The 24,299-nt window shown below is 38.7% G+C and carries 24 protein-coding genes and 1 other annotated feature; of the genes, 12 read left to right on the forward strand and 12 right to left on the reverse strand.

Features of this window, described 5'->3' with window-relative positions; genetic code table 11:
• Window positions 1-2: 2 nt before the first annotated feature.
• A complete protein-coding gene (locus tag A3GQ_RS0108515) occupies window positions 3-221 on the reverse strand; it encodes a hypothetical protein (protein ID WP_028776695.1) in 219 nt (72 codons plus the stop codon).
• Between the two features lie 182 nt (window positions 222-403).
• On the opposite strand from A3GQ_RS0108515, the gene lgt reads away from it, so the two are divergent.
• From lgt to A3GQ_RS0108535, 4 genes are all read left to right on the forward strand, one after another.
• A complete protein-coding gene (lgt, locus tag A3GQ_RS23845) occupies window positions 404-1,327 on the forward strand; it encodes a prolipoprotein diacylglyceryl transferase (RefSeq protein WP_156877619.1) in 924 nt (307 codons plus the stop codon).
• Window positions 1,328-1,373: 46 nt separating this feature from the next.
• Window positions 1,374-1,799, forward strand: a complete 426-nt coding sequence (locus tag A3GQ_RS0108525) for an acyltransferase (RefSeq protein ID WP_051271470.1) — start codon at window positions 1,374-1,376, stop codon at window positions 1,797-1,799.
• A gap of 122 nt (window positions 1,800-1,921) precedes the next feature.
• Window positions 1,922-5,422: an efflux RND transporter permease subunit gene (locus A3GQ_RS23850; protein WP_051271427.1), complete on the forward strand. Its 3,501-nt coding sequence runs from the start codon at window positions 1,922-1,924 to the stop codon at window positions 5,420-5,422.
• Window positions 5,423-5,505: 83 nt separating this feature from the next.
• The gene (locus A3GQ_RS0108535) at window positions 5,506-5,763 is read left to right on the forward strand and encodes a hypothetical protein (RefSeq protein ID WP_028776697.1); all 258 of its coding nucleotides are present in this window, start codon (window positions 5,506-5,508) and stop codon (window positions 5,761-5,763) included.
• 295 nt (window positions 5,764-6,058) lie between these two features.
• Here the strand turns inward: A3GQ_RS0108535 and A3GQ_RS0108540 are convergent, their stop codons facing one another.
• From A3GQ_RS0108540 to A3GQ_RS26840, 6 genes are all read right to left on the reverse strand, one after another.
• Window positions 6,059-7,306 carry a glutamate-5-semialdehyde dehydrogenase gene (locus A3GQ_RS0108540; RefSeq protein ID WP_028776698.1) on the reverse strand — a complete coding sequence of 416 codons (1,248 nt, stop codon included), beginning with the start codon at window positions 7,304-7,306 and terminating at the stop codon, window positions 6,059-6,061.
• On the reverse strand, window positions 7,291-8,445 hold the full coding sequence (gene proB, locus A3GQ_RS0108545) for a glutamate 5-kinase (RefSeq protein WP_037464348.1): 1,155 nt from the start codon (window positions 8,443-8,445) through the stop codon (window positions 7,291-7,293). The genes A3GQ_RS0108540 and proB overlap by 16 nt, the downstream gene beginning before the upstream one ends.
• Before the next feature lie 8 nt (window positions 8,446-8,453).
• Window positions 8,454-8,668: a binding site (T-box leader), on the reverse strand.
• 44 nt (window positions 8,669-8,712) lie between these two features.
• A complete protein-coding gene (locus tag A3GQ_RS0108550; RefSeq protein WP_037464351.1) occupies window positions 8,713-9,804 on the reverse strand; it encodes a quinone-dependent dihydroorotate dehydrogenase in 1,092 nt (363 codons plus the stop codon).
• A gap of 922 nt (window positions 9,805-10,726) precedes the next feature.
• Window positions 10,727-10,945, reverse strand: a complete 219-nt coding sequence (locus tag A3GQ_RS0108560) for a helix-turn-helix domain-containing protein (RefSeq protein WP_028776701.1) — start codon at window positions 10,943-10,945, stop codon at window positions 10,727-10,729.
• Between the two features lie 9 nt (window positions 10,946-10,954).
• The gene (locus A3GQ_RS0108565; protein ID WP_028776702.1) at window positions 10,955-11,443 is read right to left on the reverse strand and encodes a DUF2975 domain-containing protein; all 489 of its coding nucleotides are present in this window, start codon (window positions 11,441-11,443) and stop codon (window positions 10,955-10,957) included.
• A gap of 735 nt (window positions 11,444-12,178) precedes the next feature.
• A complete protein-coding gene (locus A3GQ_RS26840) occupies window positions 12,179-12,703 on the reverse strand; it encodes a hypothetical protein (protein WP_156877620.1) in 525 nt (174 codons plus the stop codon).
• A 315-nt stretch (window positions 12,704-13,018) separates the two neighbouring features.
• Between A3GQ_RS26840 and A3GQ_RS25640 the strand changes: the two genes are divergently transcribed.
• Entirely contained in the window at window positions 13,019-13,540 is a 522-nt protein-coding gene (locus A3GQ_RS25640) for a DUF2690 domain-containing protein (RefSeq protein WP_169818266.1), read from the forward strand.
• Window positions 13,541-13,660: 120 nt separating this feature from the next.
• Here the strand turns inward: A3GQ_RS25640 and A3GQ_RS26845 are convergent, their stop codons facing one another.
• Genes A3GQ_RS26845 through A3GQ_RS0108590 form a run of 3 tightly spaced genes read right to left on the reverse strand, consistent with a single transcriptional unit; the run spans window position 13,661 to window position 14,364 of the window.
• Window positions 13,661-13,825 (reverse strand): hypothetical protein, encoded by a 165-nt coding sequence (locus A3GQ_RS26845; RefSeq protein WP_156877621.1) that lies wholly within the window; start codon window positions 13,823-13,825, stop codon window positions 13,661-13,663.
• 4 nt (window positions 13,826-13,829) lie between these two features.
• The gene (locus tag A3GQ_RS0108585) at window positions 13,830-14,207 is read right to left on the reverse strand and encodes a hypothetical protein (RefSeq protein ID WP_169818267.1); all 378 of its coding nucleotides are present in this window, start codon (window positions 14,205-14,207) and stop codon (window positions 13,830-13,832) included.
• On the reverse strand, window positions 14,161-14,364 hold the full coding sequence (locus A3GQ_RS0108590) for a hypothetical protein (protein ID WP_028776705.1): 204 nt from the start codon (window positions 14,362-14,364) through the stop codon (window positions 14,161-14,163). Before A3GQ_RS0108590 ends, A3GQ_RS0108585 begins: the two co-directional genes overlap by 47 nt.
• A gap of 189 nt (window positions 14,365-14,553) precedes the next feature.
• Here A3GQ_RS0108590 and A3GQ_RS0108595 point away from each other — a divergent pair, with 189 nt between their 5' ends.
• Window positions 14,554-15,879, forward strand: coding sequence for a helix-turn-helix transcriptional regulator (locus tag A3GQ_RS0108595; RefSeq protein ID WP_028776706.1), 1,326 nt, complete (start codon window positions 14,554-14,556; stop codon window positions 15,877-15,879).
• Between the two features lie 240 nt (window positions 15,880-16,119).
• On the opposite strand, the gene A3GQ_RS0108600 is transcribed toward A3GQ_RS0108595, so the two are convergent.
• A complete protein-coding gene (locus A3GQ_RS0108600) occupies window positions 16,120-16,386 on the reverse strand; it encodes a hypothetical protein (protein WP_028776707.1) in 267 nt (88 codons plus the stop codon).
• 316 nt (window positions 16,387-16,702) lie between these two features.
• Here A3GQ_RS0108600 and A3GQ_RS0108605 point away from each other — a divergent pair, with 316 nt between their 5' ends.
• The 5 genes from A3GQ_RS0108605 (at window position 16,703) to A3GQ_RS0108630 (ending at window position 21,825) form a co-directional block, all read left to right on the forward strand.
• Window positions 16,703-17,212: a hypothetical protein gene (locus A3GQ_RS0108605; protein ID WP_028776708.1), complete on the forward strand. Its 510-nt coding sequence runs from the start codon at window positions 16,703-16,705 to the stop codon at window positions 17,210-17,212.
• Between the two features lie 646 nt (window positions 17,213-17,858).
• Window positions 17,859-18,371, forward strand: coding sequence for a S1 domain-containing protein (locus tag A3GQ_RS23860; RefSeq protein ID WP_051271431.1), 513 nt, complete (start codon window positions 17,859-17,861; stop codon window positions 18,369-18,371).
• A 548-nt stretch (window positions 18,372-18,919) separates the two neighbouring features.
• Entirely contained in the window at window positions 18,920-19,237 is a 318-nt protein-coding gene (locus A3GQ_RS0108620; protein WP_028776709.1) for an antibiotic biosynthesis monooxygenase family protein, read from the forward strand.
• Window positions 19,234-20,433, forward strand: a complete 1,200-nt coding sequence (locus tag A3GQ_RS0108625; RefSeq protein ID WP_028776710.1) for a low temperature requirement protein A — start codon at window positions 19,234-19,236, stop codon at window positions 20,431-20,433. Before A3GQ_RS0108620 ends, A3GQ_RS0108625 begins: the two co-directional genes overlap by 4 nt.
• Window positions 20,434-20,871: 438 nt before the next feature.
• Window positions 20,872-21,825, forward strand: coding sequence for a DMT family transporter (locus A3GQ_RS0108630; RefSeq protein ID WP_028776711.1), 954 nt, complete (start codon window positions 20,872-20,874; stop codon window positions 21,823-21,825).
• A gap of 163 nt (window positions 21,826-21,988) precedes the next feature.
• Here A3GQ_RS0108630 and A3GQ_RS0108635 read toward each other — a convergent pair whose 3' ends face one another.
• The gene (locus A3GQ_RS0108635) at window positions 21,989-22,453 is read right to left on the reverse strand and encodes a hypothetical protein (protein ID WP_028776712.1); all 465 of its coding nucleotides are present in this window, start codon (window positions 22,451-22,453) and stop codon (window positions 21,989-21,991) included.
• A gap of 708 nt (window positions 22,454-23,161) precedes the next feature.
• On the opposite strand from A3GQ_RS0108635, the gene hisZ reads away from it, so the two are divergent.
• Entirely contained in the window at window positions 23,162-24,283 is a 1,122-nt protein-coding gene (gene hisZ / locus A3GQ_RS23865; protein WP_051271433.1) for an ATP phosphoribosyltransferase regulatory subunit, read from the forward strand.
• Window positions 24,284-24,299: the final 16 nt, after the last annotated feature.

A 24,299-nucleotide genomic window follows, 5' to 3' on the forward strand; every position in this document is an offset into this window, starting at 1 on the left:
CACTACAGAAATAAGATAATGCGACCTGCGCGACTAACTTTTGGCTCTTGCCAATTTGGATAGTATACAAATTGGATAGGATTGTGGTAGAGGCAACCTGGTGTTTGGCATGTTCCTATGCCGTTTAATTCCGAAACACACATTTTTTTCCCACATTCTAAACAATCGTATCCTTTTGATTCGATTCCATTTGTTTCTGTAGAACTTTCTATATTTAGCACGATAATCACCCTCCATCTACATTCTACCCTATAGATAGAAAATAAAATTTGTCTATAATGATAAATAATATCTTTTTTTATTAAGATCGGAATACTTGGTTTTTAAGGAGCTCATTTTCTTTTATCATTTGTTTCCTGTACAATGTACTCTAATGAGTACATTGATTGAGAGGATGGAATGTATGCTTGTAATTGATCCTGTTGCGTTTGCACTAGGGCCATTTCAGATCCACTGGTATGGCATTATTATGGGAACTGCAGCTATGCTTGGACTATATCTTGCTGTTCGTGAAGGAAAAAGGCAGGGTATAGATACAGACAAGCTTTTAGATATGATGATCTGGGTACTACCCTCAGCCATAATTGGTGCCAGATTGTACTATGTCTTATTTGAATGGGAATACTATGCAACGCATCCAGAAGAAATTATTGCTGTCTGGAAGGGTGGCTTAGCTATCCATGGAGGACTCATCGCTGCCTTTTTGGTAGGTTATTTGTTTATACGTAAACACAAACTGTCTTTTTTACAATTAGCAGATATTGTTGCTCCAAGTATTTTATTGGCACAAGCAATTGGACGTTGGGGTAATTTTATCAATCAAGAAGCCCATGGTGGTCCAGTTAGTGTTACCTTCTTACAATCTCTCCAACTACCCAATTGGATAATAGAGCAAATGACAATTGGCGGCGTTACGTACCATCCCACTTTTCTCTATGAATCGCTTTGGAATTTGGTTGGTTTTGGTGTGCTATTATTCCTTCGCTATGTCGTTGTTCCCAAACGTGGGGAAATCTTATTTGGATACATGATTTGGTATTCATTAGGTCGATTCTTTATCGAAGGGTTGAGAACGGATAGTCTAGCTTTTAATGGTCCGGATTGGTTGGCATCCCTTCTTCAATTCCTATGGGCTCCGATGGGAGTGGTTTTTCAAGCAGGGGAATTGACTGGTGGGAACATACGAATTGCTCAATTAATTAGTATGTTGTCTGTCGTTATCGCTATTGGTATTGTCATTTGGCGGAGAGTAAAAAAATCAGAAGTAAATACATCGAAACAAGCAAAAACGCAGACGGTTTCTACAGAGGTGAAGACCAATAACTAGAAAGACAGAACGCATTTCTGTTACAGGAAGTAATTCTTTGTGGCAGATGTACCATACTATTTCTTTTTGGAAGGTATTATGGAACACCCTTATCTGTTGGGGAGTCCGTTATCTTCCCTTTTTTCGGTTGAAAAATAGTGTTTATCGTAGATGTTTGGGAATGAAAATTGGTTCCAAAACAGCAATTGCGTTTTTTGTAATGATGGATTTGTTATATCCTGAGAAAATCCGGATCGGGAATAACACGATTATCGGGTATAATACGACAATCTTAACGCATGAATATTTAATAAACGAGTATCGTATTGGCGAAGTGCAAATTGGAGATAATGTGATGATTGGAGCAAATACGACAATTCTCCCTGGAGTAGTCATTGGAGATGGAGCTGTAGTTGGGGCTGGTACAGTCGTTTCCAAAAATATAGAACCTCATACTTTTGTAGCAGGAAATCCTATGAGGGTGGTTAAGTAAGTTAATTCCTTCACTATTTTTTTATAATTGCTATAAAAGCTTCACGAAATAGAAATTGACACCTAATTATACCGATCGGTATAATTTATGTAAAATTAGCAGCATGTGGAGGAGGTCTTCTTTTGACCTGGTTAACCCGATTCTCACTAAAGAACGTAGCAGCAGTCCTCATATTGGTTTTTCTTGTAGCTGGTGGAGGCATTTATACAGCTTATCAGTTGAAAATGGAGGCAATGCCAGATATTAGTTTTCCGGTTGTCGTTGCACTAACACCATATCCTGGGGCTTCACCAGAGGATATAGATAAAAAAGTAACACAGCCAATCGAAAAATCAGTAAGAGGATTAAAAGGAATTGATAAAATTTCTTCTGTTACCGCAGATAGTACATCTGTGGTGGTCATTCAGTATGATTTTGATACAGATTTAGATAAGGCTCAACAAGAAATCAAAGATGCAGTAAGCAAAGTTTCCTTACCTGAACAAGCAATGGAAACTACCTTTAATCGTTTTGGTTTTAATACCATATCGTTTTTGAATCTAGCAATCACGAGTGATACCAAAAATTCTGCTGATTTAGAGCGCTGGGTAAACAACGATTTGAAAAGTACCTTGACTTCCATTAATGGCGTTGGAGAGATCACTGTAAAAGGACAAGGTCCAAAAGCGGTTTATATAAAACTCAAACCAGAGAAATTAAAGAAATATAATCTATCCCTGCAACAAGTTCAGCAAACTTTACAGGGTGCAAATCTATCTTTACCAGTGGGAGACTTTACACAAGATCAAATCGATAAACCAGTTCGTGTAGAGCAAAACATCCAAACGATTGAAGACCTCAAAAACTATAAATTAACAGTACCAAGTAATCCATCTGCTGGATTGGAAGATGCTTTTAATCAGATTGGAGAAGGTTTTCAAGGTCTTGGCCAAGCTGTGGGAGGTTTAGGGCAAGCTGTTGGTGGATTGGGTCAAGGTTTGGGTCAAGTAGGGCAAGGAGTAGGTCTGCTTCAAGCTCAAGTTCAAATTTTACAAGCTGCTCAACAAATTCAAGCACAGATTATTGGTGATCAACTTTCCTTGAATCAAGTAATGGCAAAAATGCAGCAAAATCCAGATAAACCAGAGTACAAAGGTCAAGTACAAGGTTTGCAACAAAAGATCAAAGCAGAACAAGGTGTTCTTCGACAGCTTAATGGGCAATTAAAATCATTACAAGCAAAACTCCCAAAGCAAAAAGCTGGTAGTCCCTCTAGTAAGGTAAAACTCCCAAAAAGCAGCGGGGTAAGTAAACCAAAAGTAGAAGAACAAAAAATCGAAACGGTAAGATTATCGGATATTGCCACCATTACAGAGTCGGGTGAAGATAATGAAATGATCACCCGTACGAACGGAAAACCATCTGTTAACCTAGAGATTGTCAAAGATCCAGACGCGAATGTAGTAGAGTTAGCTGATGATATCAATGCAAAATTAGTAGAAATACAAAAAGAAAATAAAGATATTCGTGTGCAAACGCTATATGATCAATCCATTCAAGTGAAAGAATCCGTTTATTCCATGATTCGAGAAGGTACACTTGGAGCCTTGTTTGCAGCGTTTATTATTTTGATATTCCTGCGAAATTTCCGAATGACACTCATATCGATTGTTTCGATTCCCATCTCGGTATTTATCACATTGATCGTACTTCAGCAAGCAAATATTACGCTTAACATTATGACGCTTGGTGGGCTTGCTGTAGCCATTGGTCGTGTAGTAGATGACAGTATCGTAGTTATCGAAAACATTTATCGTCACTTAAAGAAATATCCGGAACGAAATACGAAATTGATTCGTACTGCCACAGGAGAAGTAGCATCAGCCATCACCTCATCCACTTTGACAACCGTAGCAGTATTTTTACCACTGGGTTTGGTAAGTGGCGTAGTAGGCGAAATTTTTATGCCATTTGCGATAACAGTGTCAGTGGCATTACTCAGTTCTCTACTTGTAGCAGTAACAGTTGTTCCTGTTTTGGCTAAACTTTTCTTGCTGCGTGGGAAAAGGATCAAAACAGAAGAGAAACCAAGTAAAATTGCAGAAGCATACAAACGGGCTCTGCGTTGGTCATTGGATCATAAATGGGTTGTATGGTCTGTATCTTTGGCTTTACTTGTTGCTAGTTTGTTTTTAGTACCGCTAATAGGTACGAGCTTCTTACCAGCAGACAAAGATAAAGTAATGTCTGTCAGTCTAAAAATGCCGTCTGGCACTACATTAGAAAAAACCAATCAAGTAGCCGACCAGATGGAAGCAAAAATCAAATCCAATAAAGAAGTAGAAGTAATTTCTACTTCGGTTGGGAACTTAAAAGGCCAATTATCTGCTAGTGGCAGTGTTGGTAGCAGTAACCAAGCTTCCTTCTTTATCAGTCTCCAATCAACAGCAGATGTAGACAAAGTGCTGTCTCACGTTCGTGCCCAGCTTGAACCGCTGCAAAAGGATGGAGAGATCAAGGTTGAACAAGTTTCCAGCACAGGACCTCCTTCCAGCAGTCAGCTACAAGTGACGGTAAAAGGCGATAAGCTGGAAGATATTCGAGTTGCTGCTGAGAAAATTACAGCGGAAATGAAGAAGATGAAAGGTCTAACGAATGTAACGAATAACTTGTCGGATCAAAAAGATGTGATTACGGTTCATGTCGATCCGCAGAAAGCTGCCGCAAATGGATTGCAAGTAAATCAGGTAGCTTCTACGGTTCGTGGTTTGCTTACGGCAGACAATATCATGACATTTGATCAAGGAGATCAGACGCAAGAGGTAAAACTCGGGTTGGTTCAAACCAATGCGAAATCCATTCAAGAGTTACAAAAAATAGAGTTCATCAATTCTTTAGGCAAAACGATAAAATTAGGTACCATTGCTGCCATCAAACAAGAAAAAACACCTGTTACTATCCAAAAAGAAGATCTTGAAGAATATGCCACTATTACGGGTGACAGTGTTGTCAAAGATACAGGTGCATTATCGAAAACATTGCAAATACAAGTAAATAAAATAGCCTTGCCATCTGGTGTTACAGCGAGTATCGGTGGAGCAGCAGATGAAATGACGAAAAGCTTTTCGCAGTTAGGTATAGCAATGCTCATTGCAATTGCTGCTGTATATATCGTCATGATCATTACATTTGGTCAAGCTACAGCACCATTTACTATTCTGTTCTCCTTGCCATTTGCTGTGATTGGTGGTCTTGTTGGTCTCTATCTCTCCAAGCAACCAATCAGTGTATCTTCGATGATTGGGGCATTGATGCTCATTGGGATTGTCGTTACCAATGCTATTGTCTTGATTGACCGCGTACAGCAACAGCGAAGAAGAGGTCTAGATGTCAAAGAAGCGCTGATTGAAGCAGGTGGGACACGACTGCGTCCTATTTTGATGACGGCACTTGCAACCATTTGTGCCCTGCTGCCGCTCGGATTAGGATTTGGTCAAGGTACATTGATTTCGCAGGGGCTGGCCGTAGTAGTTATCGGAGGACTAACCTCTTCTACGCTGCTCACATTGTTTATTGTTCCGATCATTTATTCATCGTTTAGCAGATTTCAACGACATGTTTCCTTATCCAAAGAGGATGAATAGAACGGAACCAGTAGGATGGATTGAGTTATTATGGTACGATAATGTCAGTGGTAATCGCCACTTTCCAACTAATGGAGGCACTTATGGAACAGCGTGTGGCAGAATCCGGTGAGACGGAGCTGACGGCGGAAGAGCAGGAAAGAGCAAAGGAAGCGCTCGTCGAGAGCGTCATAGAGGCACTTTGCAAAGCCGGTCGTAAGAAACTCGAAGTAACCAAGGAGCTTCTGGACAAGTTCGAAGATCCGAACAAGGGTCCGGAAGTCCCGAAGACGCTGAAGAAGTTTCCGATCGGTGTTCTCGAGGCGATGAGGACGCTTTTCGAGAAGCTGGCCAAGGACTGACCATGAGCGCACAGGTGCCACTAATTCTAGTGGCGCCGCAGCATATAATTTTATGTATATAAAAAAGGCGTATTTTTTCAAATACGCCTTTTTCTTTTATCGATTTTCCTATTTATGTTAGCTTCTCTGCTTTTTATAAATAATGGATGAAAACACGACTTGAAAATTAATCTATTATTCATCTAAAAGTGAATAGATCAAAAGGGCAGAAAGAGATTAAATTTTCTCTTCTACCCTTGTATTCCTGTTTATCCATATTTAATAGGAATCGAAATATAACACGAAGAAACATATCTTATTCCCTTATCTGCCCCTCACCACGAATCAAATATTTATAACTAGTCAATTCCTTTAATCCCATTGGCCCACGTGCATGTAGTTTTTGGGTGGATATACCGATCTCTGCCCCAAAGCCAAATTCAAAGCCATCTGTAAAGCGAGTAGAAGCATTATGATAGACTGCGGCAGCATCTACCCGACTTAAAAATTGACTAGCAGTTGCTTGGTTATCGGTGATTATCGCCTCAGAGTGCTTGGTTCCAAAGCGATCGATATGGGAGATGGCTTCTTCTGTATCTTTTACAATCTTGATTGCTAAGATCAGATCAAGGAATTCGGTGTCATAATCCTCATCTGTAGCGGTTTCGATCGTAAAATTTGGTAATAGCGAAACGGTTTGTTCACAACCGCGAATCGTAACACCGTTTTCTTGTAATAATGGGACTAAAATCGGAAGAAACGATGATGCGATTTGTTCATGTACCAATAATGATTCGATCGCATTACATACAGAGGGACGTTGGACTTTCGCGTTTATTGCAATATCTAGGGCCATTTTGGGATTTGCATTTTTGTCAACATATATATGACAATTACCCACACCTGTTTCAATCACAGGAACAAGGGAATGTTCTAATACATATTGAATAAGTCCAGCTCCACCACGAGGGATGATCAAGTCTACTTTCCCCTTGCTACGAATTAATTGTTCAATCGTATGTCTTTCAGTTTGTTGGATAATTTGGACAGCATCTACAGGTACATTTGTGTGATGCAAACCATCTCGAAGTGCATGAACCAAAGCAATATTGGTATGGATCGCTTCTTTCCCGCCTCGCAAGATAACTGCATTCCCCGTTTTTAGTGTTAAACCAGCCGCATCTACGGTTACATTTGGACGGGATTCGTAAATGATCCCGATCACACCAAAGGGAACACGGATTTGTTCCACTGTCAGCCCATTAGGACGCTGGATGGTTTGTATGATTTGTCCTACAGGGTCTTCTAATTCAATGATTTGTTCTAAACCGGTTATCATGTCTCGAATACGTGACTCATCTAAACGCAATCGATCGAGTTTGGATTCTGGTAGCCCTTTTTGTATGCTGGCTTCTAAATCTTGTTCATTTGCAAGGAGAATTTTATCTCTTTGTTCCCATAATTCTTTACCAATTTGTCGAAGTGCCTTGTTTTTTTCACCACTTGATAGTGTGATGAGTTGTTGGGAAGCTTTTTTTGCTTGTGAGGTTAGTTGGTCGAGCAAGAGGACACACTTCCTTTGTGAGTGGTTAGTAAGACAAGTTGATCACGATGTATCACTTCGGGAAGAAGTGGTAAAGGTTCTCCTTCTTGTCTTTTTTTGAGTAATTGATCAATATCTCGTTTGGATAAATGAACAATTCCTTTGCCAATAATGCGTTTGTTGTGCTGGATTGTCACGACAGAACCTTCTAAAAAGTTTCCTTTTGTTGATAAGATACCTGCCAACAATAAACTTGAATTTCCTTTCGTTAATGCTGTATATGCACCAGTATCCACCATTACACTTCCTTCCGCCCTTGTTCCATAGGCTATCCACGGTTTTTTCTTTCTCAATGGAGTATCAGCAGTGAAGTGAGTTCCGATTGAATTACCAGTGATGATTTGTTGTAAAACATGGGGGTGACTACTGTTTGCGATTCTTACATCTATACCTGATTGTGTTGCGATTTGGGCTGCTTGTAACTTTGTTTTCATCCCGCCCGTACCGACTTTACTGCCATTATCCCCAGCTATCTCCCACAATTCAGGTGTAATGGAACGGATTCTTCTGAGTAGTTTGGCATTTCTGTCTATTCGTGGGTTTGCGGTGTATAACCCATCGATGTCAGATAACATCACATAGAGATCTGCTGATGCTACAAGAGAAACCAGTGCACCTAGTGTATCATTGTCTCCAAAACGAATTTCTTCTACAGCTACTGTGTCATTCTCATTAATAATAGGGATAATTCCATGATGCAAAAGAGGTTCCATCGTATTACGAATATGAATAAAACGTTTACGATCTTCGATATCCGATCGAGTGAGTAGCAATTGTGCGACTGGTATGTTTTGTTTTGCAAAGCTATCCTGATAATGTTGAATTAACACCGATTGTCCCACTGCTGCGGCTGCCTGTTTTTCAGGCATAGTCAGAGTTGATCGATTCCAACCCAGAGCACCTACTCCAGCAGCAACAGCACCAGATGTTACAAGGATGACTTGAATATGGGACTGATGCAGGGCAGTGAGCTGTGTGACTAGTCGATCTACCTTAGATGAACTCAGGGTACCTGTTTCATCTACGAGGCTGCTGGATCCTATTTTTACAACGACTCGTTTCAGTTGGGATCCCTCCCTTTTATAAAAATAAAAAGCCACTCATCCTTAAGAAGGACGAATGGCTTCGTGGTACCACCTTCATTGATTTTATAAAAATGCATATAAAATCCACTCTAGTAGATGGTATCGGTTCTCACCGACTCGCTTTTCACGAGTAGCTCTGGAGGCGGGCTCTGTTAGGGGAGTGATAGGATTTTACAGCCAAGAATCCTACTCTCTAAACACTCCTGTCAAACATATATCACTCCATCAATGCTTCCGACATATAGCTATGTTCCATACGATACCGAAAGTACAACCTGATTGTCAACTGGTTTTTGAACCAACCAAATCATTTAAAGAATGAACCCCTTTTTCTTCTAAGATAGACAATAATTCAGTATTTATCTTTCGAGCGATGGAAGGTCCTTCGTAGATCATACTGGTATACACTTGGATTAAACTTGCACCTGCACATATTTTTTCATATGCATCCATTCCGTTGAATATACCACCTACCCCAATAATCGGTATTTTTCCTGCTGTTAAAGGATAGATTTGACGGATAAATTCGGTTGATTTTTGGGTAAGAGGCTTTCCGCTCAAACCTCCTGATTCATTCACGTATGGAGACGAGTGTAAGTTTTCCCGGGAAATAGTTGTATTTGTAGCAATGATGCCGTCAATACTTGCCCCGATTGCAGTTTTAATAATATCCGTCATTTGTTCCCATGTAAGATCGGGTGCAATTTTTAAGAATACAGGTCGGTAGGAGGATGTTTCTTTTAATAGTTCATCACGTGTTGATAAAACAGAGGTTAGCAATTTTTGAAGTGCATCGACATGCTGTAAATCTCGAAGTCCTTCCGTATTGGGAGAGCTTACATTGAGTACAAAGTAATCTGCATAATCGTAAAGTGTCATCAATCCGTGCCGATAATCACTACTAGCTTGTTCGTTGGGGGTGTCTTTGTTTTTCCCTAAATTGATCCCGATAGGGATATTCGGTTTGGCTAGCGTTTGGAAAGAATGCTTTGCATCTTCTAGACCATGATTGTTAAATCCCATTCGGTTGATGATCGCTTCATCTTTTACTAGTCGAAAAAGTCTTGGTTTTGGATTGCCGGTTTGAGGGCGAGGAGTTAACGTTCCTACTTCTACAAACCCAAATCCAAAAGCAGCGATACCATTGTAAACATTGGCATGTTTATCAAAACCTGCCGCTAAACCAACAGGATTAGGAAAGTGAAGGCCGCAGACGGTACTTTGTAAACGTTCATCTATTACAGTAAATCTCTTTTGAATGAGATTGCGAGCACTCGGTGTACTCTGCAAGATCTGCAAGCCACGAATCGTCATCGTATGAGCTTGTTCCGCATTCATCCGAAAAAGCAATTTGCGGATCGATTTATATACCATAGGAAAGCGTCCTTTCTTTGCAACATATCTAAAGTAGCATACCATAGAATTCATCTTGACGAAAAACTACTTTATGATGGAAAGAGTTGAAGGAATGGCGGCAATATGATTCGGAAGGTTCCTATTTCTGGGGCTATATGTAGAAATTATAGATTCGTGTAATCTAAAGATTAAAAAGGAAAAATTGCGAGAATTTGATTTAAAATATAAAGAATATTAGGAAATGAGATAAGGTGTGGGACACTGATCACATTAGCAACAGGTCTAGTATTGGGGGCAGCACTCTGGTTTATAGCATGTGCATTAGAAAAGAAAAAAGCAATGCAACAAACAGTTGTATATCCAAGTAATCAAGAGGCATGGACAATTATGAAGACTAATGAAAAAGTTAGTCCTTTCTTTTTTACCCTTTGTGGATGAAGGCATTTAAGGAATAGATCCTCCGTTCAATAAACTGGGGATCTATTCCTTAAACAATCTGAAGGACTAGCAACAACGCTGTCACTGTGCCTGTGTAAAAATAGACCGATTTGAAATGGATATTGGTCTATTATCCATTTATTAGCCAAATTACGGTTCGTCGTTCGGATGCCGGTTTTACCTATCGGTTGAAAATCTCAATGGAATATTCCGAATAAATGATATTATAGATATGTTGATAAACTCACAAATTAGGAGGGTTTCCCATCGAAAAAATTATCCTGATTCCAAGCGAATGGAACACTACGGAAGAAAATTTGACCTTTATAATAACGGAGTTGCAAACTTAGATAATCGAAAAGAGGGATAACCCCTCTTTTTTTGTGCCATCAGATAGATGACATAATATGGTTCGATTACCCTTCAGTAGCCGTTTGCTGTTTTCTCGTCCCCAGTAAATACTTGACATAAGTTAGTAGTTAAAAAAATCTGTTATCTGTTTTTATTGAGTGTCTTCGTCACTTTTGTACTCCAAAATATCACCTGGCTGACAATCCAAAGTCTTACATATCGCTTCTAATGTTGAAAAACGAACCGCTTTTGCTTTTCCATTTTTCAGAATGGAAAGATTCGCCATAGTAATTCCAACCCTCTCCGAAAGTTCTGTTACACTCATTTTCCTTTTTGCCAACATCACATCAACATTGATGATAATCGCCATGATATCACCTCAGATCGTTAAATCATTTTCTGATTTTATATTAATAGCTTCTTGTAAAAGTCTTTGGAGAACAGCAGCAAAAACGGCGATCGCCATAGAGGCGAAAATAATGACCAATCCGATTGGTATGATACTTGGAGGGTCAACTCTTTCAGCCATGAGATAGTAGAGTGGCATACCTAGCAGGTACAAGGTACTGATCGTAATGGCACAGTATTTTATATTCTTTAAAGCCTTTACCGATAATTCCGAGAACGCTTGGTTTTTATCAATATAGCTTAAAAGTTTAAAAGCTTGATACAGAGCAAAGTAAAAAGGTATCGCTGCCGCGTACATATCGATTAAAACGAGAGATTTCATATAAGCAATATCTGGATACAATTCTCCAGCAAAATTCCCGAACTTAGGCACCAAAAATATGCACAATGCAAGAACAGGGATTCCAACCAGAAAAATAATTACCTTTAAGAAAGTGGTTGAGCCTCGCTTAACATTCATTTAAAGCACCTCACTGATTTAATGATAAAATGACTCTAACACATAATTTATTGTTTTACAATAAACTCATATCGTTTTTAATTATATTATTATTGTTATTAGGATAGAGGAAGCGAAGGCCTATTTTGGAGCCATCTCAAATAAAAACAGCTGCGCCGCTCACTCTTTAGAACCTGTAGTGCGACGAGGGGACGGTTCTCTTGTCGCATCTTCCCTCTTATGAAAAGTAATACGGATAACTCTAGTTGAGCAAAATCTGCTCGATATGTGTGTTTTCCTTGACTACCCATCTGAACAAATGGGAAGCTACAGTCAAGTATAGCGAGATTAGAAACACAGCGATGTTGGGAGGCTTTTGTCGTTCAAGGTGCATATCCCCTGACGGGATTATTTGTATCTGTTTTTCTCAAGTAGAGTAATAAGATAGTTTCCAAAGGTGGTGGAAATGCCTAGATATCGGAGAGAAGAGAGTGAGAAAGGTTATATGACATGAAAATGGGGGGAGTAGATAGAATGTTATTTTTTGAGAGTGCGACAAGAGAACCGTCCCCCATGCCGCACTGAGGAGGGAGGAAAAGCAGAGGAAGAAGTGGAATTTAATCCGTGCAATCTTTAAATGAAAAAGGAAAAAGTGCGAGAGTTCGTCTTAAAATATATTTAATATTCAGAAATAAAATAAGGTGTGGGACTCTTCTCGCTGGTTTGCGAGAGAGCCCCCCCAACAGTGCCCATCGGCTAGGCAGAAGGACGGGAATTCGGCCGCCGCATGGAATAACCTGTCGCCAAACCGACTGCACAAACGGCAACGCCAGTGTATCCGTAGTGTTTCACAGTATCCTCACTGGAGAGGTACTTCATCTCGAGTTTTCCTCCCTTGAGGATCGTCACCTTGTTGGTGACGATCGTAAACTCGCGGGAAAGCATTCTCTCGCCTTGTCCCTTCTCGAAACGCCGCACCATGTGCCACTCGTTCTTTCCCTTGCGGGTCAGCTCGAGGGTGCCATCGGCGAAGGTTTCGTCGCTCATGGTGGTGAGCCACTCGGCGGTGAGCTCCGTCTCGAAGACAGTGATCTTCGGGGACCTGATGGTGCCGTAGTTCGTGCCGGTGAACATGACTTCGACAAACGAGGTGATGATGCTGTAGTTCCTACCGAGGATCTTGGCTCCGGCATACGAAGTGACGTTGGCGTGATTGTCGCCGACGAGGAAGAACCTCCAGCAGCGCCGGTTCCTGTTGTTCGGGCCCTTGGTTACCTTCATGTGGTTGTGCCTTCCTGTGTGCACTGTTGTGGTGAAGCACGAATGCTTCAATTTAGCTATATTATATCAGATTTATTTATAAATCTTGCAAAATGGATAGGATGATTCAACGGGAATGAGTAGTAAGAAGCTAGGGGGAATAAAAAAAGACTGTTCTTATTCAGATCAGCCTCCAAATGGTAGGGGGTAAAATGTTGGTTTTTACAATTTAAAGGAGAATTAAGGTATAAGATATGTCATTTTCCAATTTTCTATCAACCTACCATTTTTCTATGTTATGATTTTCCCATATCAACAGGGGAGTGTACCATGTACATGAATAAATCACTGAATATTATATCTATTATGGTTTTAGCACTTGTGTTTGTTTTTAGTTTTTCTATTTCGGAATCCTTCGCAAAAGATTATAACTTTACCAATCCTTACAAATCAGGCTGTTCCAAACATAGTAAGGTAGTGCATCAAGCTACCGTTTATTCTTACGACTTTAAGAAGAACAAAAAAGGAAAGAGAATTGGAACAAACTTTTTATACTACAGCAGTAGTTGTAAAACAATGTGGTCTAAAGTGGTGCTCAGCAAACCAGCACCATTTAACAAGTATGCACAAGCGATGATAAGTCCTACTAAAGGTACTTTTAAGGATGGTTCGAGTGGTCGTTACTGTGGTAGTCCAGGTGGTAATGGCATTATTATGAAAGGACAAACCTCTTGCTACACCCCTCAGGTCGATCATAAAAGTTCTCGGAAAGGTTCTGTTGAAATATACGAACATGATGATGTATGGTTGGGTTCAGGTGGGAGTGCGTATATAACTGGAGAAACAAAATCATATTAAATATACAAACACCCTTATTCTCTGGATGAGACTAGGGGTGTTTTTTGATTCGTTAGCAAACAATGAATTGCAATACCGATGAGTGCAGCAATATACCAAACGAAAAAATCATTATTTTTATTACCTATTTATATGATCTGGGATTGCAAATATATCGTAACTAGTGCCTGTCACCTGTATAGTATTCTCATCAAACTGTGTTTTAATGGCATGCAAAAGTTCAATCGTAATGAGACCATTATCCGTCTCTAAAGTTACATAGGTTACTTTCTTTGTCTCGATCAACGGTTTATATCTCCCCTTCCTTTAAATCAGCTAGTAATAGTCCGATATGTTGTTCGATTTGATGGATTTTCTCCAGATCAAAAGTAGCGATGTTTCTGATCATGGAGGTATGAAGCTGTCGGATATCTAGGATGTCCCCTGAACGGATAAACACACATAACTCCTCTATTTGCTGGGGATCAAGCTGTATGGGCACTGTGCTTTGTGTAGCAATTGTCTCTCCAGTATGATAGAGCGAGTAGATCACTTCAATGAGTGAAAGGCGGGAAGTTGCAGAGCGAAAATGATCCATCCGCTGGACATAATCATCCTGTTCACAGCAATAAACTAGATACCTAGCTAATTTTTCCCCAATCTGCTTCATCTGTGCCAGCTCCACCATCATCCCCCCCTGTAAATACTAATTCGACCTGATCCCTCATAGGAGAAAATAAATATTTAGCATGAGAATAAAAAGTGTATCGTTTGTCCATACGGATATAATGGATAAAATCACGAACGGCTTTGCTGCCTCCTTCGATTTTTAACGTTAGATCCATGTCTATTTCCCCTTTCTATTGAATGAATCCCCTTGTTTCATGGCTCTATTTTAATAGGTGTATCATATTTTTACTAATCCGAAATATCAGAACAATATACGGTTGACTTCCTATTTTTCAGAATGTTATACCTATATTTAGGAAAATAAACAGTGGATGATGGTATTTCTACCGTAGGAGGAATGAGGGTTGGTAGATCTGGTTCGGATTGGTGGGGTATTACGTGCAGAACGGAAAAAATCAGGAAAGAGTATCGAGCGGTTGGCAGAAGAAATTGCTTTAGGAGGCACAACCATTAGCTTGATTGAGCGAGGAATGCCAACGGTTAGCCTTGAGAAGTATCAATACTATGCGGAGAAGTTAGGTAAAGGTATTTTATTTGGTATGGCAAATGAGGCTGATAAAAAAATAATTGCACTCAAGGAACAGTTACAAGATATAGAGGATATTTTGCATGCTAATCCTAAGAAAGCCTTTGAGGATCTAAAGAAGTTAAATGAATTGGAACAAATCGAGAGTATCCCGATTTTACAGCCATTTTTTTATCATATTAAGGCGAAGTATTACCTTCGAAAAAAGGAATGGGGATTGGCAAAGGATTGTTTTTTACAAGCTATTGATATGGCTAAAACGCAACCAGAGTTAGCAGTGAATGACATAATACCTAGGTGTTATCTCGATTTGGGAATTGTTTATTTTTATCAAGATCAATTTCATCAAGCCTTACTTTCGACCGACCAAGGTTTAGATTACTACAATTATAATGAGATGAACCCATATTACTATGGGTTACTATTATTCAACAAAAGCACATATTTAGAACGGCTTAACTTATTAGAAAAAGCATTACTAAGTATAGAAAAGTTGGAACAACATATTAAATTTAACCTTTGTCTTGAAGAAGAATCACGCATCACAGTCATTATTCAAATGTATATGTTGTATGCAACGATCTTAAACAGGCTACATATGAATGAACGGGCACTCGAATATGCTAAAAAAGGTATAAAGTTAGCTAAAGTTAATCGTAACTACTATTACTTGTTTAGAATTTGGGGACAAACGAGTGTTATTTATGAAAGTTTAGGGGATTTTATGAGTTCTGAGAGATATTTTTTAAAAGCAATGGACTTAGAGCCCATCCTAAAAGATGAGGAACAAGTTTTTCCTTATTCGTTTGTTCACTTTGCAAAACTATTGATAAGAAAACAAGAATGGCATAAATCGAAACAAATGATCGAACGTTCTATCCAGATTTGTCGGAAAAATAATTTTCACTTTCTTCTTACACAATTTTTGTTAGTTTTAGGAGAGTGGTATATCCTGCAAAATCAACATGATCAAGCTGTTCTCCTTTGCCTTGAAGCAGAGAAAATAGCGAGAGAATATAAGTTTGAGGAGTTAAGTAGCAAGAGCTTGTCAAGCTTATGTACTTGTTATGATGCTTTACAAGACAACGCTAATTTCTTAGAATATGCCAAAAAGTTATACCGTTTAGAGAGAGGAGGAAATTAATGTGGATACTGATCCTGAAGGAGACGATTATCTGTTCCAATATTAGAAAATAAGGTTGGAATATCGTTGGTGGTAACCAAAAAACTTTTACAATGGATAACCCTGTTCTTCTCCTTTTGAGAGCAGGTTTTTTATCGTGTAACGTATGAATGATTGAAATATTTTTTTTATTTAAACAATCTTTCACCAAAAGCACGGATAAACGCGGCCGACCGGCTCCTAAACGAACTGGATGGATGGTCAGCGTTGGTGCGACAGTTTTGCATGATAATGTTTGCTCTCCTCTTCTGGTACAGTGGGATCAGAAGCATAACGCCTCTGATCAGCTTCACTCATAAGGGAAAAGGCTCTCTTCAATCCAGCCAAACCAAATTCTCCCTTATAGTGATCAATCACCAATTCATGGAAGCAATTGAGAGTGGTGTTGTTTTTGCTCATTTCAGCACGCAGTGCCGTCAATCGTTTGTTGTCTTTATAGGATTGACGGAACCGCTGAAGCCAACTCATTCTCTCTCCTTGAGTAAGTGAACAGATTAAATAAATTTTATCATTTTTTTCAGATATTATCAGTATGTCAAGGCAGTGTAATTGATTTCATGTTAAGTCACTCTATCATCCAACTTTTAAAACAACAAAATCCTTATTAGTCTCTGAGGAATGGTATATTCTCAGCAAAATCAACATGATCAAGCTGTTCCGATATATGTGTATTTCCAGATGATTGAACTTAAAAATTATGATATTTTATAAGGATAGAGCTCAGTAGACTGGGCACTGATCTCCGATTAAACGAAGGGCCTCCATGAATTACGGGAGTCAATCCATGATTACGGTCGACACGATGGATGGAGAAGTTACTATCCCTCTTGGGGTAATCACTCCTGAGACAATTGACGCCTACCGTCATGGACAGTGTTGGGCATTGTCCCGGGCGATCTCGGAACATACCGGATGGCCCATGGTGTGGATCTATGCCCTGTCACGCGTTGAAGGAAAAGGAAATTCAACTCCTTGGACAAAATGGCGGGTAAAGAGGTGGACAAAACGATGGGATGGACGATCCATCACAGAGATGACTCAATATTTCTCAGAAGAAGGATTTCTTCACGGACTCGTCAAGACACCAGACGGCAAGTTTCTCGACATCGGAGAAGTTGCTCATTCAACGCGATGGAAGGAAATGTACGCCGATTTTGGGCCTTGTGCTCTCATTGAAATTCCTTATCGCACCATGGATGAAATGTTCTTTGACCCAGTAAAACCAAATATGGAGGCAGCTCGTGGGTTCGTTTCTGTGGTGCTAAATCGTGCTGGCTATGCCAGTTACGTTTAACAGTACTAAATAGCCAGATCATGGGGCGATAGGGAGGCGTTCAACGCCGACCATACCCGCGTTTAAATCGTTGGCTCTGCGGATTCGTGTCTGTAATGATCATCACGTTCTTCGTTATCTTCGATGAACGGGTACAACCGGGCAGTTTGTTGTAACTCTCACTTCCAGTGATGAGACTCCGCAACTGCCCGGGCGTGTATACAATATAATTCCATATAAATGTAGAAAAGCTTTGAATTTACCATAAATAGATTGATGGTTTTTCTTTCTCTTCAAAGTAAATATTCTCACCAAGTATTACCTTTTCGAAACTGGTTGAACAGATTCTTCGCTCTACGGTATGTTTGCTTCTCGAACATAGAAGTGCGACAAAGGGACGGTTCTCTTGTCGCATAGCCTCTCTTATAAAGTAATATATGATAACTCCAGTTGAGCACCACTTCATTTGTTTTAAGTCGCTTAGTATGCGTGATATCGCAATTATAGATTCTTGATTACGAATGATATAGTTTTTGTATCCAAAACTTCACAATATACAAACCTTGCTCTCCTAGAGAGCAAGGTTTTTGTAGATTTCAAGTGCAAAATTTAATAATTTGGATAATCGTATAATAAATTCGGTTACTTTCGACAGGAGGATGGTTAGGTGGAATATTTCAGATTTGAAGATGATGACCCCAATGGGATTACGTATATCGAATCAGAGGATGGTTATGCTGTTAGGCAAATTACCGTTACGAACAACAAGTATATTGCCTCTAATAGAAGAAATAAAGAATATGGATATTGGTTAGCTGAAGGGCTTATAGACGGGAAAGAAGCAGCTGATTTTGGTGTTGATAAAATAGACAAATCCCAATTTGAAGGGGTATGGGATGCTTATAGAGCAGAACTCCTCCAAGATTGGCAGAAAACAAAAGATACCTTCCCTATCGGACAGGTAGTAGAGGGTTATATTCAAGTTTTCTATCCTCAGGGTGTCATTATTCAAATTTCAGGTAGCGTGGTAGGGTTAGCTGATTATGAGGAATGTAAACATAATATAAAATCAGAAAAGCTCTATCCAAATCACAAAATAAAAGCAGAAGTAATAGGTTATGATGAGATAAATTTGTGGCTTATGCTAAATAATCCTGTTTCATACTACCAATCTTCCTAAGACACTATTGCTTTTCACGAAGCAAATAGAAGTAGTTTTAAACTTATCAACAATTCGAAAAAATAATCTCACAATGGTTGATCAAAAATATTTCTTCATTCTAGCTGTTTGCAATGCATGGTGACTCTTTCTTTGGTGGTTTCTTTCACAGAAAAACGCCATCCTTTTTTGGGTATGTGAACGATTCGGAGAATGATGGACCATACAATCGATTTACTTTGCAGCATTTAAAGTTTACCAGAGCTCCAGTTGTACCAGCAAACGTGACACAAAGCGCAAGGCTTTTTACAAGGTTTGAATCCATCGTGTTAAGAGAATCGTACAAAGTTAAGCACCATCAAATTGGACGAGTTAAGCATAAAGTCAAATATACCGACTCCTTTTTAACGAACAGGTAGTCGGTATATTTGCATCCAAAATTAGTTACAGGCTTCCATAATGATATCGTGATACAGGAAAATTACCTTCTAGAGATTCTTGATGAAAAAGCGTTATAATAGGTTGAATATGAAATATTTAGAAAACAAATGATAAAAGGGAGATAAGACATGATTGTTGAGATTATACGATATCAGATCGCTGAAGAACAGGAAGAAACATTTTTGGAAGCCTACAGGCAAGGAGGAAAATATTTAGCTGAGTCTCCAAATTGTTTAGGATTTGAAGTGATAAAGGGGATAGACAAACCACAAAATTTTATTGTTCGCATTCATTGGGATTCTATGGATGGTCATATGAAAGGATTTCGGTCAAGTGATCATTTCCGTTCTTTTTTTGCGCTTGTTCGTCCATTTTTCCAATCCATTCAAGAAATGGATCACTATGAATTAACCGATATAAAAGTAGATAAAGGGGAAAACCAGTGAGACTCTATCACCATATATGGTGGAAAAAACCCCAACTACAAACAAATGAACAAGAAACGGAAAGAAAAGCTTCTTGGCTAGAACTTTTTTTTGATTTGATATTTGTGGCTCTTATTGCTGGGATTAGTCACCGGTTTTTAGACAATTTAACATGGATTGGCTTTCGTGACTTTGCTTTCTCTTTTTCGGCAGTTTGGTTGGTCTGGGAAAATTCTACTTTTTACAATGAGAGATTTGAAGTCTTTGATATTCGGCATCGAATATTTACCTTTCTTAAGATGATCCCGCTGGCGATTCTTGCATATTCCATACATGATCCTTTTGGAATTCAATTTAAACCATTTGTCCTCTCTTTTTTAGCAGTTCGTTTCATTTTACTGTATTTATGGTGGAGTGCTGGTAAAGCAAATCCTGTATTAAAACGCTACACGGCCTATATTTTGTTTATTCACTCCATTTCGATTTCGTTATGTATTTTCTCCATATTTGTGCCTGCGGGCTATCATATTGTTTTGATTGGAATAGCAATGATCATTGATTTTCTCATGTCGTTTGGAATCCTTCGATTTCAGGAGACTCTACCTCGGATCAGCAGATCTCATCTGCCGGAGAGATTTGGATTGTTTAATCTGCTAGTAATAGCGGAAATAATTATTGGGGTAATAAAGGGTGCCTCATCTTATCATCACTTAACATGGGAAATCGCTACATTAAGTGCACTTGGCTTACTCCTGTCTTTTGCTATTTGGTGGGCGTATTTTGATTTGGTTATTTTTGTTTCTTTTCGGAAAAAGTTTTTGTCTATTATCATTTGGACAAGGCTACATCTACCTCTGTCCTTATCTGTTGCTGCATTAGGTATAGGACTGCAAAAATTGATTAAAGAGCCTAAGTTCATATCAGACGCGGTTCATTGGATTATGTGTGGATCTATTTCTGTTATCCTTTTCGCACTCTTTTTGTTGATCTTAGTTAGTGATCATTCCGAAGAAGCAAATGAGATGAATTTAGAGTTTAAACATGTGAGGATTTTTCTAGCAAATAGTAATTTAGTAGCTTCTGTTCTTGCAATTTTGATAGGATTTTTCGGAAAAGGGACTCCTGCTATTGTCCTGCTATCGCTATTAGTGAGCCTTGTTATTATTCAGTGTATTCTTGCTTTGTATGTATGGGTAAAGGCACAGTTGAATAATTAGAATAGTTTTATTGCCAGGTGAATCCCTTTGAGCAAAATGCGACAAAAGAACCGTCCCCGTGTCGCGTGTATATTTCTCATATTGAACATACCCATTTTCATCATTGCAATTCTTTCTTTCAATCTTCAAAAGTAAACAATTCTAGAAGAATTTCAAATTAATGCGACAAGGGGACGGTTCTCTTGTCGCATAATCTTTCCTATGATAGGTAATATGTAATAACTCCAGTTGAGCAAAATCTGCTTGATATGTGTGTCTTCCACGACTGCCTACCAGAACACAAAGGATGCTAATGATAAGCACAGCAACACAGCGAGTACCGTTTATTACATGAATCTGTATCGATACAGTTGTTAAAATTTTATATATTCATTTGTTACTTATTTCAGTATAGTTAGGTAGTTACCTAACTGATAAGTCGAATAAGGAGGATTTTGAATGAAACAAAACAGTACATTTTTTGCTTATGTTGCATCTATCTTATTTGCGGTTTTCATCGGATTATCATTTATGTTTGTAAAATTGATTGTAAACATTGCAGAGCCATTTGATATTCTTGCTATTCGGTTTTTGGTCGCTTTTATTCTATTAAGTCTCCCGGCTATTTTTGGTTGGATAAAGTTAACTATTTCTTGGAAAGATATTTATTTACTTATTCCATTTGCACTTCTTTATCCTATTCTCTTTTTTACCTTTCAAACATGGGGACTACTAGGTGCAACATCTGCTGAAGGTGGGATTATTCAAGCTACTGCACCGATATTTACTGTTATACTCTCGACTTTGATCCTAAAAGAGAAAATAAATCTCTGGCAGCGATTATGCTTATTGCTATCTGTACTAGGAGTAATCTTTATTTTTGTGATGCAGGGAGCATCTTTCTCCCTTGATCATATTGGCAGTATTCTGCTATTGCTTTGTTCTACTTTGTCGTTTGCAGTATACAGCATTTTGGTACGTCGTTCAGGTCAATCTTATAAACCATATGACTTGAGTTTTGTGGTTATCATGCTTAGTTTTATTAGTTTTACTGTGATAAGCATTGTTCAACATAGTGTGAATGGAACTATTCTGGAGATAGTAGAACCATATAAGGAGCCTATTTTTTGGTATAGCATTTTTTACTTAGCTTGTTTTAGTTCTGTATTTTCTATTTTCCTCTCCAATTATGCCTTGTCTAAATTAGAAGCTTATAAAGTAAGTGTTTTTAATAATTTGAGCACATTAGTGTCTATTATTGCGGGTGCAGTATTTCTACATGAACAGATCACTTCTGTACATGTAATTGGTGCCACCATGATCATAGTGGGTGTTATTGGAACCAATTTAGCAGGTCGATGGAGTAAAAAAACGGATGTCGAATTATCGACAAAAGAGGAAAAGAGAGATTAGCACGACTCTTATATATAAAAGTATATGTTTATCAATAGGATATATTGTGATATATGAATTATTCATTTGAAAACCGTAAACAAAAGCCGACTTCCCACCTAGAGGAAATCGGCTTTTGTTCTATTGATAAGGTTATACAGAGAAATTGATCAATCTTGGAAGCTTACAACGAGATTTTATTTAATTTCGACTGGATGAAATAGATTTCTTCGTATACCGATTTGAAATAGCCAACATGAAACTTATCTTCATCTATTAAACCTTTGAATGAATGTGGGATCTTACAGTTCCAGTTTATATTGTTTACGCAATGTGGAAAGTAATTATTGTTTGGATTTGGTGTATGGATATATACTGCATCTGCTCCTGCATCTTCTAAATGAATACAAATCCAAGATTGATAAGGTTTCTTTAATTTTTCCAATCTATATACTAGATCGTCGTAAAGAGCAATATGAGCTTTTATGTACTCTTTGTGTATATGTAAACGATGATTACCTCTACCTTGGAAATCCAAATGGATATGCCAAAAATCAAACCAACTGTCTTCGTCTATTTTTAATTTAAAGTCAGATACATATCTCCGAATATTTCGAAAGTAGCGCTTTTTTCCCCGAAACTTTTTCATATTGTTCTCCCAGAAAAAAGAGATGTAATTAAAATAGTACTACTAGTGGTACATATTTTACGATGGCTGAATCGTACATAAGTCGAAGTATAATGCTTTCTTCTATATGTACGATTCAACCGATAGACCAAAAAAGTTGGCAGTGAAGCCAACTTCTGGTCAGTCACCGCCAGGGCGATCTCCACACCATTGGCAGAACCTCTTGCCATTGTTGTAGCCGTAGTTGTGGTTTCCAGCCATACACCTTGCGAAGATAGACGGAATGAAATACTTCAGCCACTCCATGGGCTTCTCCTTTCGGGTCTCCTTTAATGTAACACAAAATAATGAATGAATAAACTGTTTATTCTGATTTTCATTCTATTCATCACATAACAAATCCTGAGGAAAACAAGAAAAGTAACTTAAGCAAGAAACTTTTCCATCTCGTACATCCTGTAAAGGAATCCATAGTAAAACAAGATAACTTCATAATTCACTTTAACGAAAATCTCCTAAGTCAACACATGTAAGAAACCTCCGATTTTGTACTTCATTCAATGAAAATAAAGTTGGTACAGGCACAGGGATCAAATTTACCTGATCATTACAGGAAATTCACAACAATGATGTATCTTTTCCGGCCCATTGTAGCCATAATTGTTGTATTATGTTACAATAACTAACAAATACTTTATCACATTAGCATACTAAAGTGAGGTGTATGAGTTGAGTCCAGAAGCATTTGAGAAACCTATTGGGTTTCAAGATGTTACACCTACTCTTGCTAGAAAGAAAAGAGAAATGGAATCTCGGTTATCAGAGGTATTTTCCAGTTGGGGTTATCAGGAAGTGATGACACCAGCGTTAGAATATGCAGAAACAGTTGGCCGAGCTAGTGCTATATCAGAAGATAAGATGTTTCGTCTTATCGGTCAGGAACGAGCAATGTTAGTACTGCGTCCAGATCAGACAGCGCCAATCGCTAGAATGGTAAATTCTCTTCTTCAACATGAGAAATTGCCATTGCGTCTTTTTTATCATGCAAGTGTGTTTCGTACGCAAGAACAAGCAGCAGGCCGACGAGCGGAGCTATATCAATCAGGTGTGGAACTTATTGGTGAGGCTAGTGTGAAAGCAGATGCAGAACTAGTTGCCTTAGCGATCTCTGCTCTACAAACTTGCCAAACTTCTTCCTTTCGGCTAGTACTTGGTCATGTAGCGTTACTCTCTGCATTGCTAACTGCCGTCTGTCCTCCTGAGGATCAACGTTCGCAATTGATTGGTTATTTAAATCATCGTGATTATGTTGGGTTTGAAGCATTGCTACATCAATTAGAGGATAAAAAAGGGGTATCCGACTTGTTGCGATTATGCAGAGGTCTGGACAAAAAAGAATACCTTGAGCCTCTTTTATCTCATTCTTCGGACCAAGTGGTAGAAGCTGCCAAACAGCTCACACGCATCTGGGAAATTCTTGAGGATTATGGTTATGAATCTTATCTTACCGTAGATATTCGTCTGCTTGGAAAGTTGGATTATTATACAGGAATGTACTTTGAAGGATTTGCCGAAGGTGTCGGTTTTGCTATTTTAAGTGGTGGTCGATATGATCAATTGTATGGTCAATTTGGCAGATCGTTGCCTGCAACGGGTTTTGCCTTTCGGATGAATAATCTTTTAGAGACAAGTAATATTGATATGGAAGCAACCAAGCAGACGATTCTCTATTATCCAGTATTCCTTCGAAAAGCTGCTATTACGAAAGCGAAGGAACTAAGAGAATCTGGTTATGCCGTTATTTTACAAATAGATGATACAATATCAGAAGTCGTTTGGAGGGAGTCGTGAGTGGATCTTTTGACGA

The sequence above is a fragment of the Shimazuella kribbensis DSM 45090 genome, from assembly GCF_000428065.1.
In the GTDB taxonomy this organism is placed as follows: domain Bacteria; phylum Bacillota; class Bacilli; order Thermoactinomycetales; family Thermoactinomycetaceae; genus Shimazuella; species Shimazuella kribbensis.

Coding starts and splice junctions, on each gene's coding strand:
- A3GQ_RS0108605 (WP_028776708.1), top strand. CDS start 16,703: ATGATTACGGTCGACACGATGGATGGAGAAGTTACTATCCCTCTTGGG.
- A3GQ_RS0108590 (WP_028776705.1), bottom strand. CDS start 14,364: ATGGATCTAACGTTAAAAATCGAAGGAGGCAGCAAAGCCGTTCGTGAT.
- A3GQ_RS0108525 (WP_051271470.1), top strand. CDS start 1,374: ATGTACCATACTATTTCTTTTTGGAAGGTATTATGGAACACCCTTATC.
- A3GQ_RS0108585 (WP_169818267.1), bottom strand. CDS start 14,207: ATGGTGGAGCTGGCACAGATGAAGCAGATTGGGGAAAAATTAGCTAGG.
- A3GQ_RS0108620 (WP_028776709.1), top strand. CDS start 18,920: ATGATTGTTGAGATTATACGATATCAGATCGCTGAAGAACAGGAAGAA.
- A3GQ_RS0108560 (WP_028776701.1), bottom strand. CDS start 10,945: ATGGCGATTATCATCAATGTTGATGTGATGTTGGCAAAAAGGAAAATG.
- A3GQ_RS0108565 (WP_028776702.1), bottom strand. CDS start 11,443: ATGAATGTTAAGCGAGGCTCAACCACTTTCTTAAAGGTAATTATTTTT.
- lgt (WP_156877619.1), top strand. CDS start 404: ATGCTTGTAATTGATCCTGTTGCGTTTGCACTAGGGCCATTTCAGATC.
- A3GQ_RS0108630 (WP_028776711.1), top strand. CDS start 20,872: ATGAAACAAAACAGTACATTTTTTGCTTATGTTGCATCTATCTTATTT.
- A3GQ_RS25640 (WP_169818266.1), top strand. CDS start 13,019: ATGAATAAATCACTGAATATTATATCTATTATGGTTTTAGCACTTGTG.
- A3GQ_RS0108600 (WP_028776707.1), bottom strand. CDS start 16,386: ATGAGTTGGCTTCAGCGGTTCCGTCAATCCTATAAAGACAACAAACGA.
- A3GQ_RS26840 (WP_156877620.1), bottom strand. CDS start 12,703: ATGAAGGTAACCAAGGGCCCGAACAACAGGAACCGGCGCTGCTGGAGG.
- A3GQ_RS0108550 (WP_037464351.1), bottom strand. CDS start 9,804: ATGGTATATAAATCGATCCGCAAATTGCTTTTTCGGATGAATGCGGAA.
- A3GQ_RS0108635 (WP_028776712.1), bottom strand. CDS start 22,453: ATGAAAAAGTTTCGGGGAAAAAAGCGCTACTTTCGAAATATTCGGAGA.
- A3GQ_RS0108535 (WP_028776697.1), top strand. CDS start 5,506: ATGGAACAGCGTGTGGCAGAATCCGGTGAGACGGAGCTGACGGCGGAA.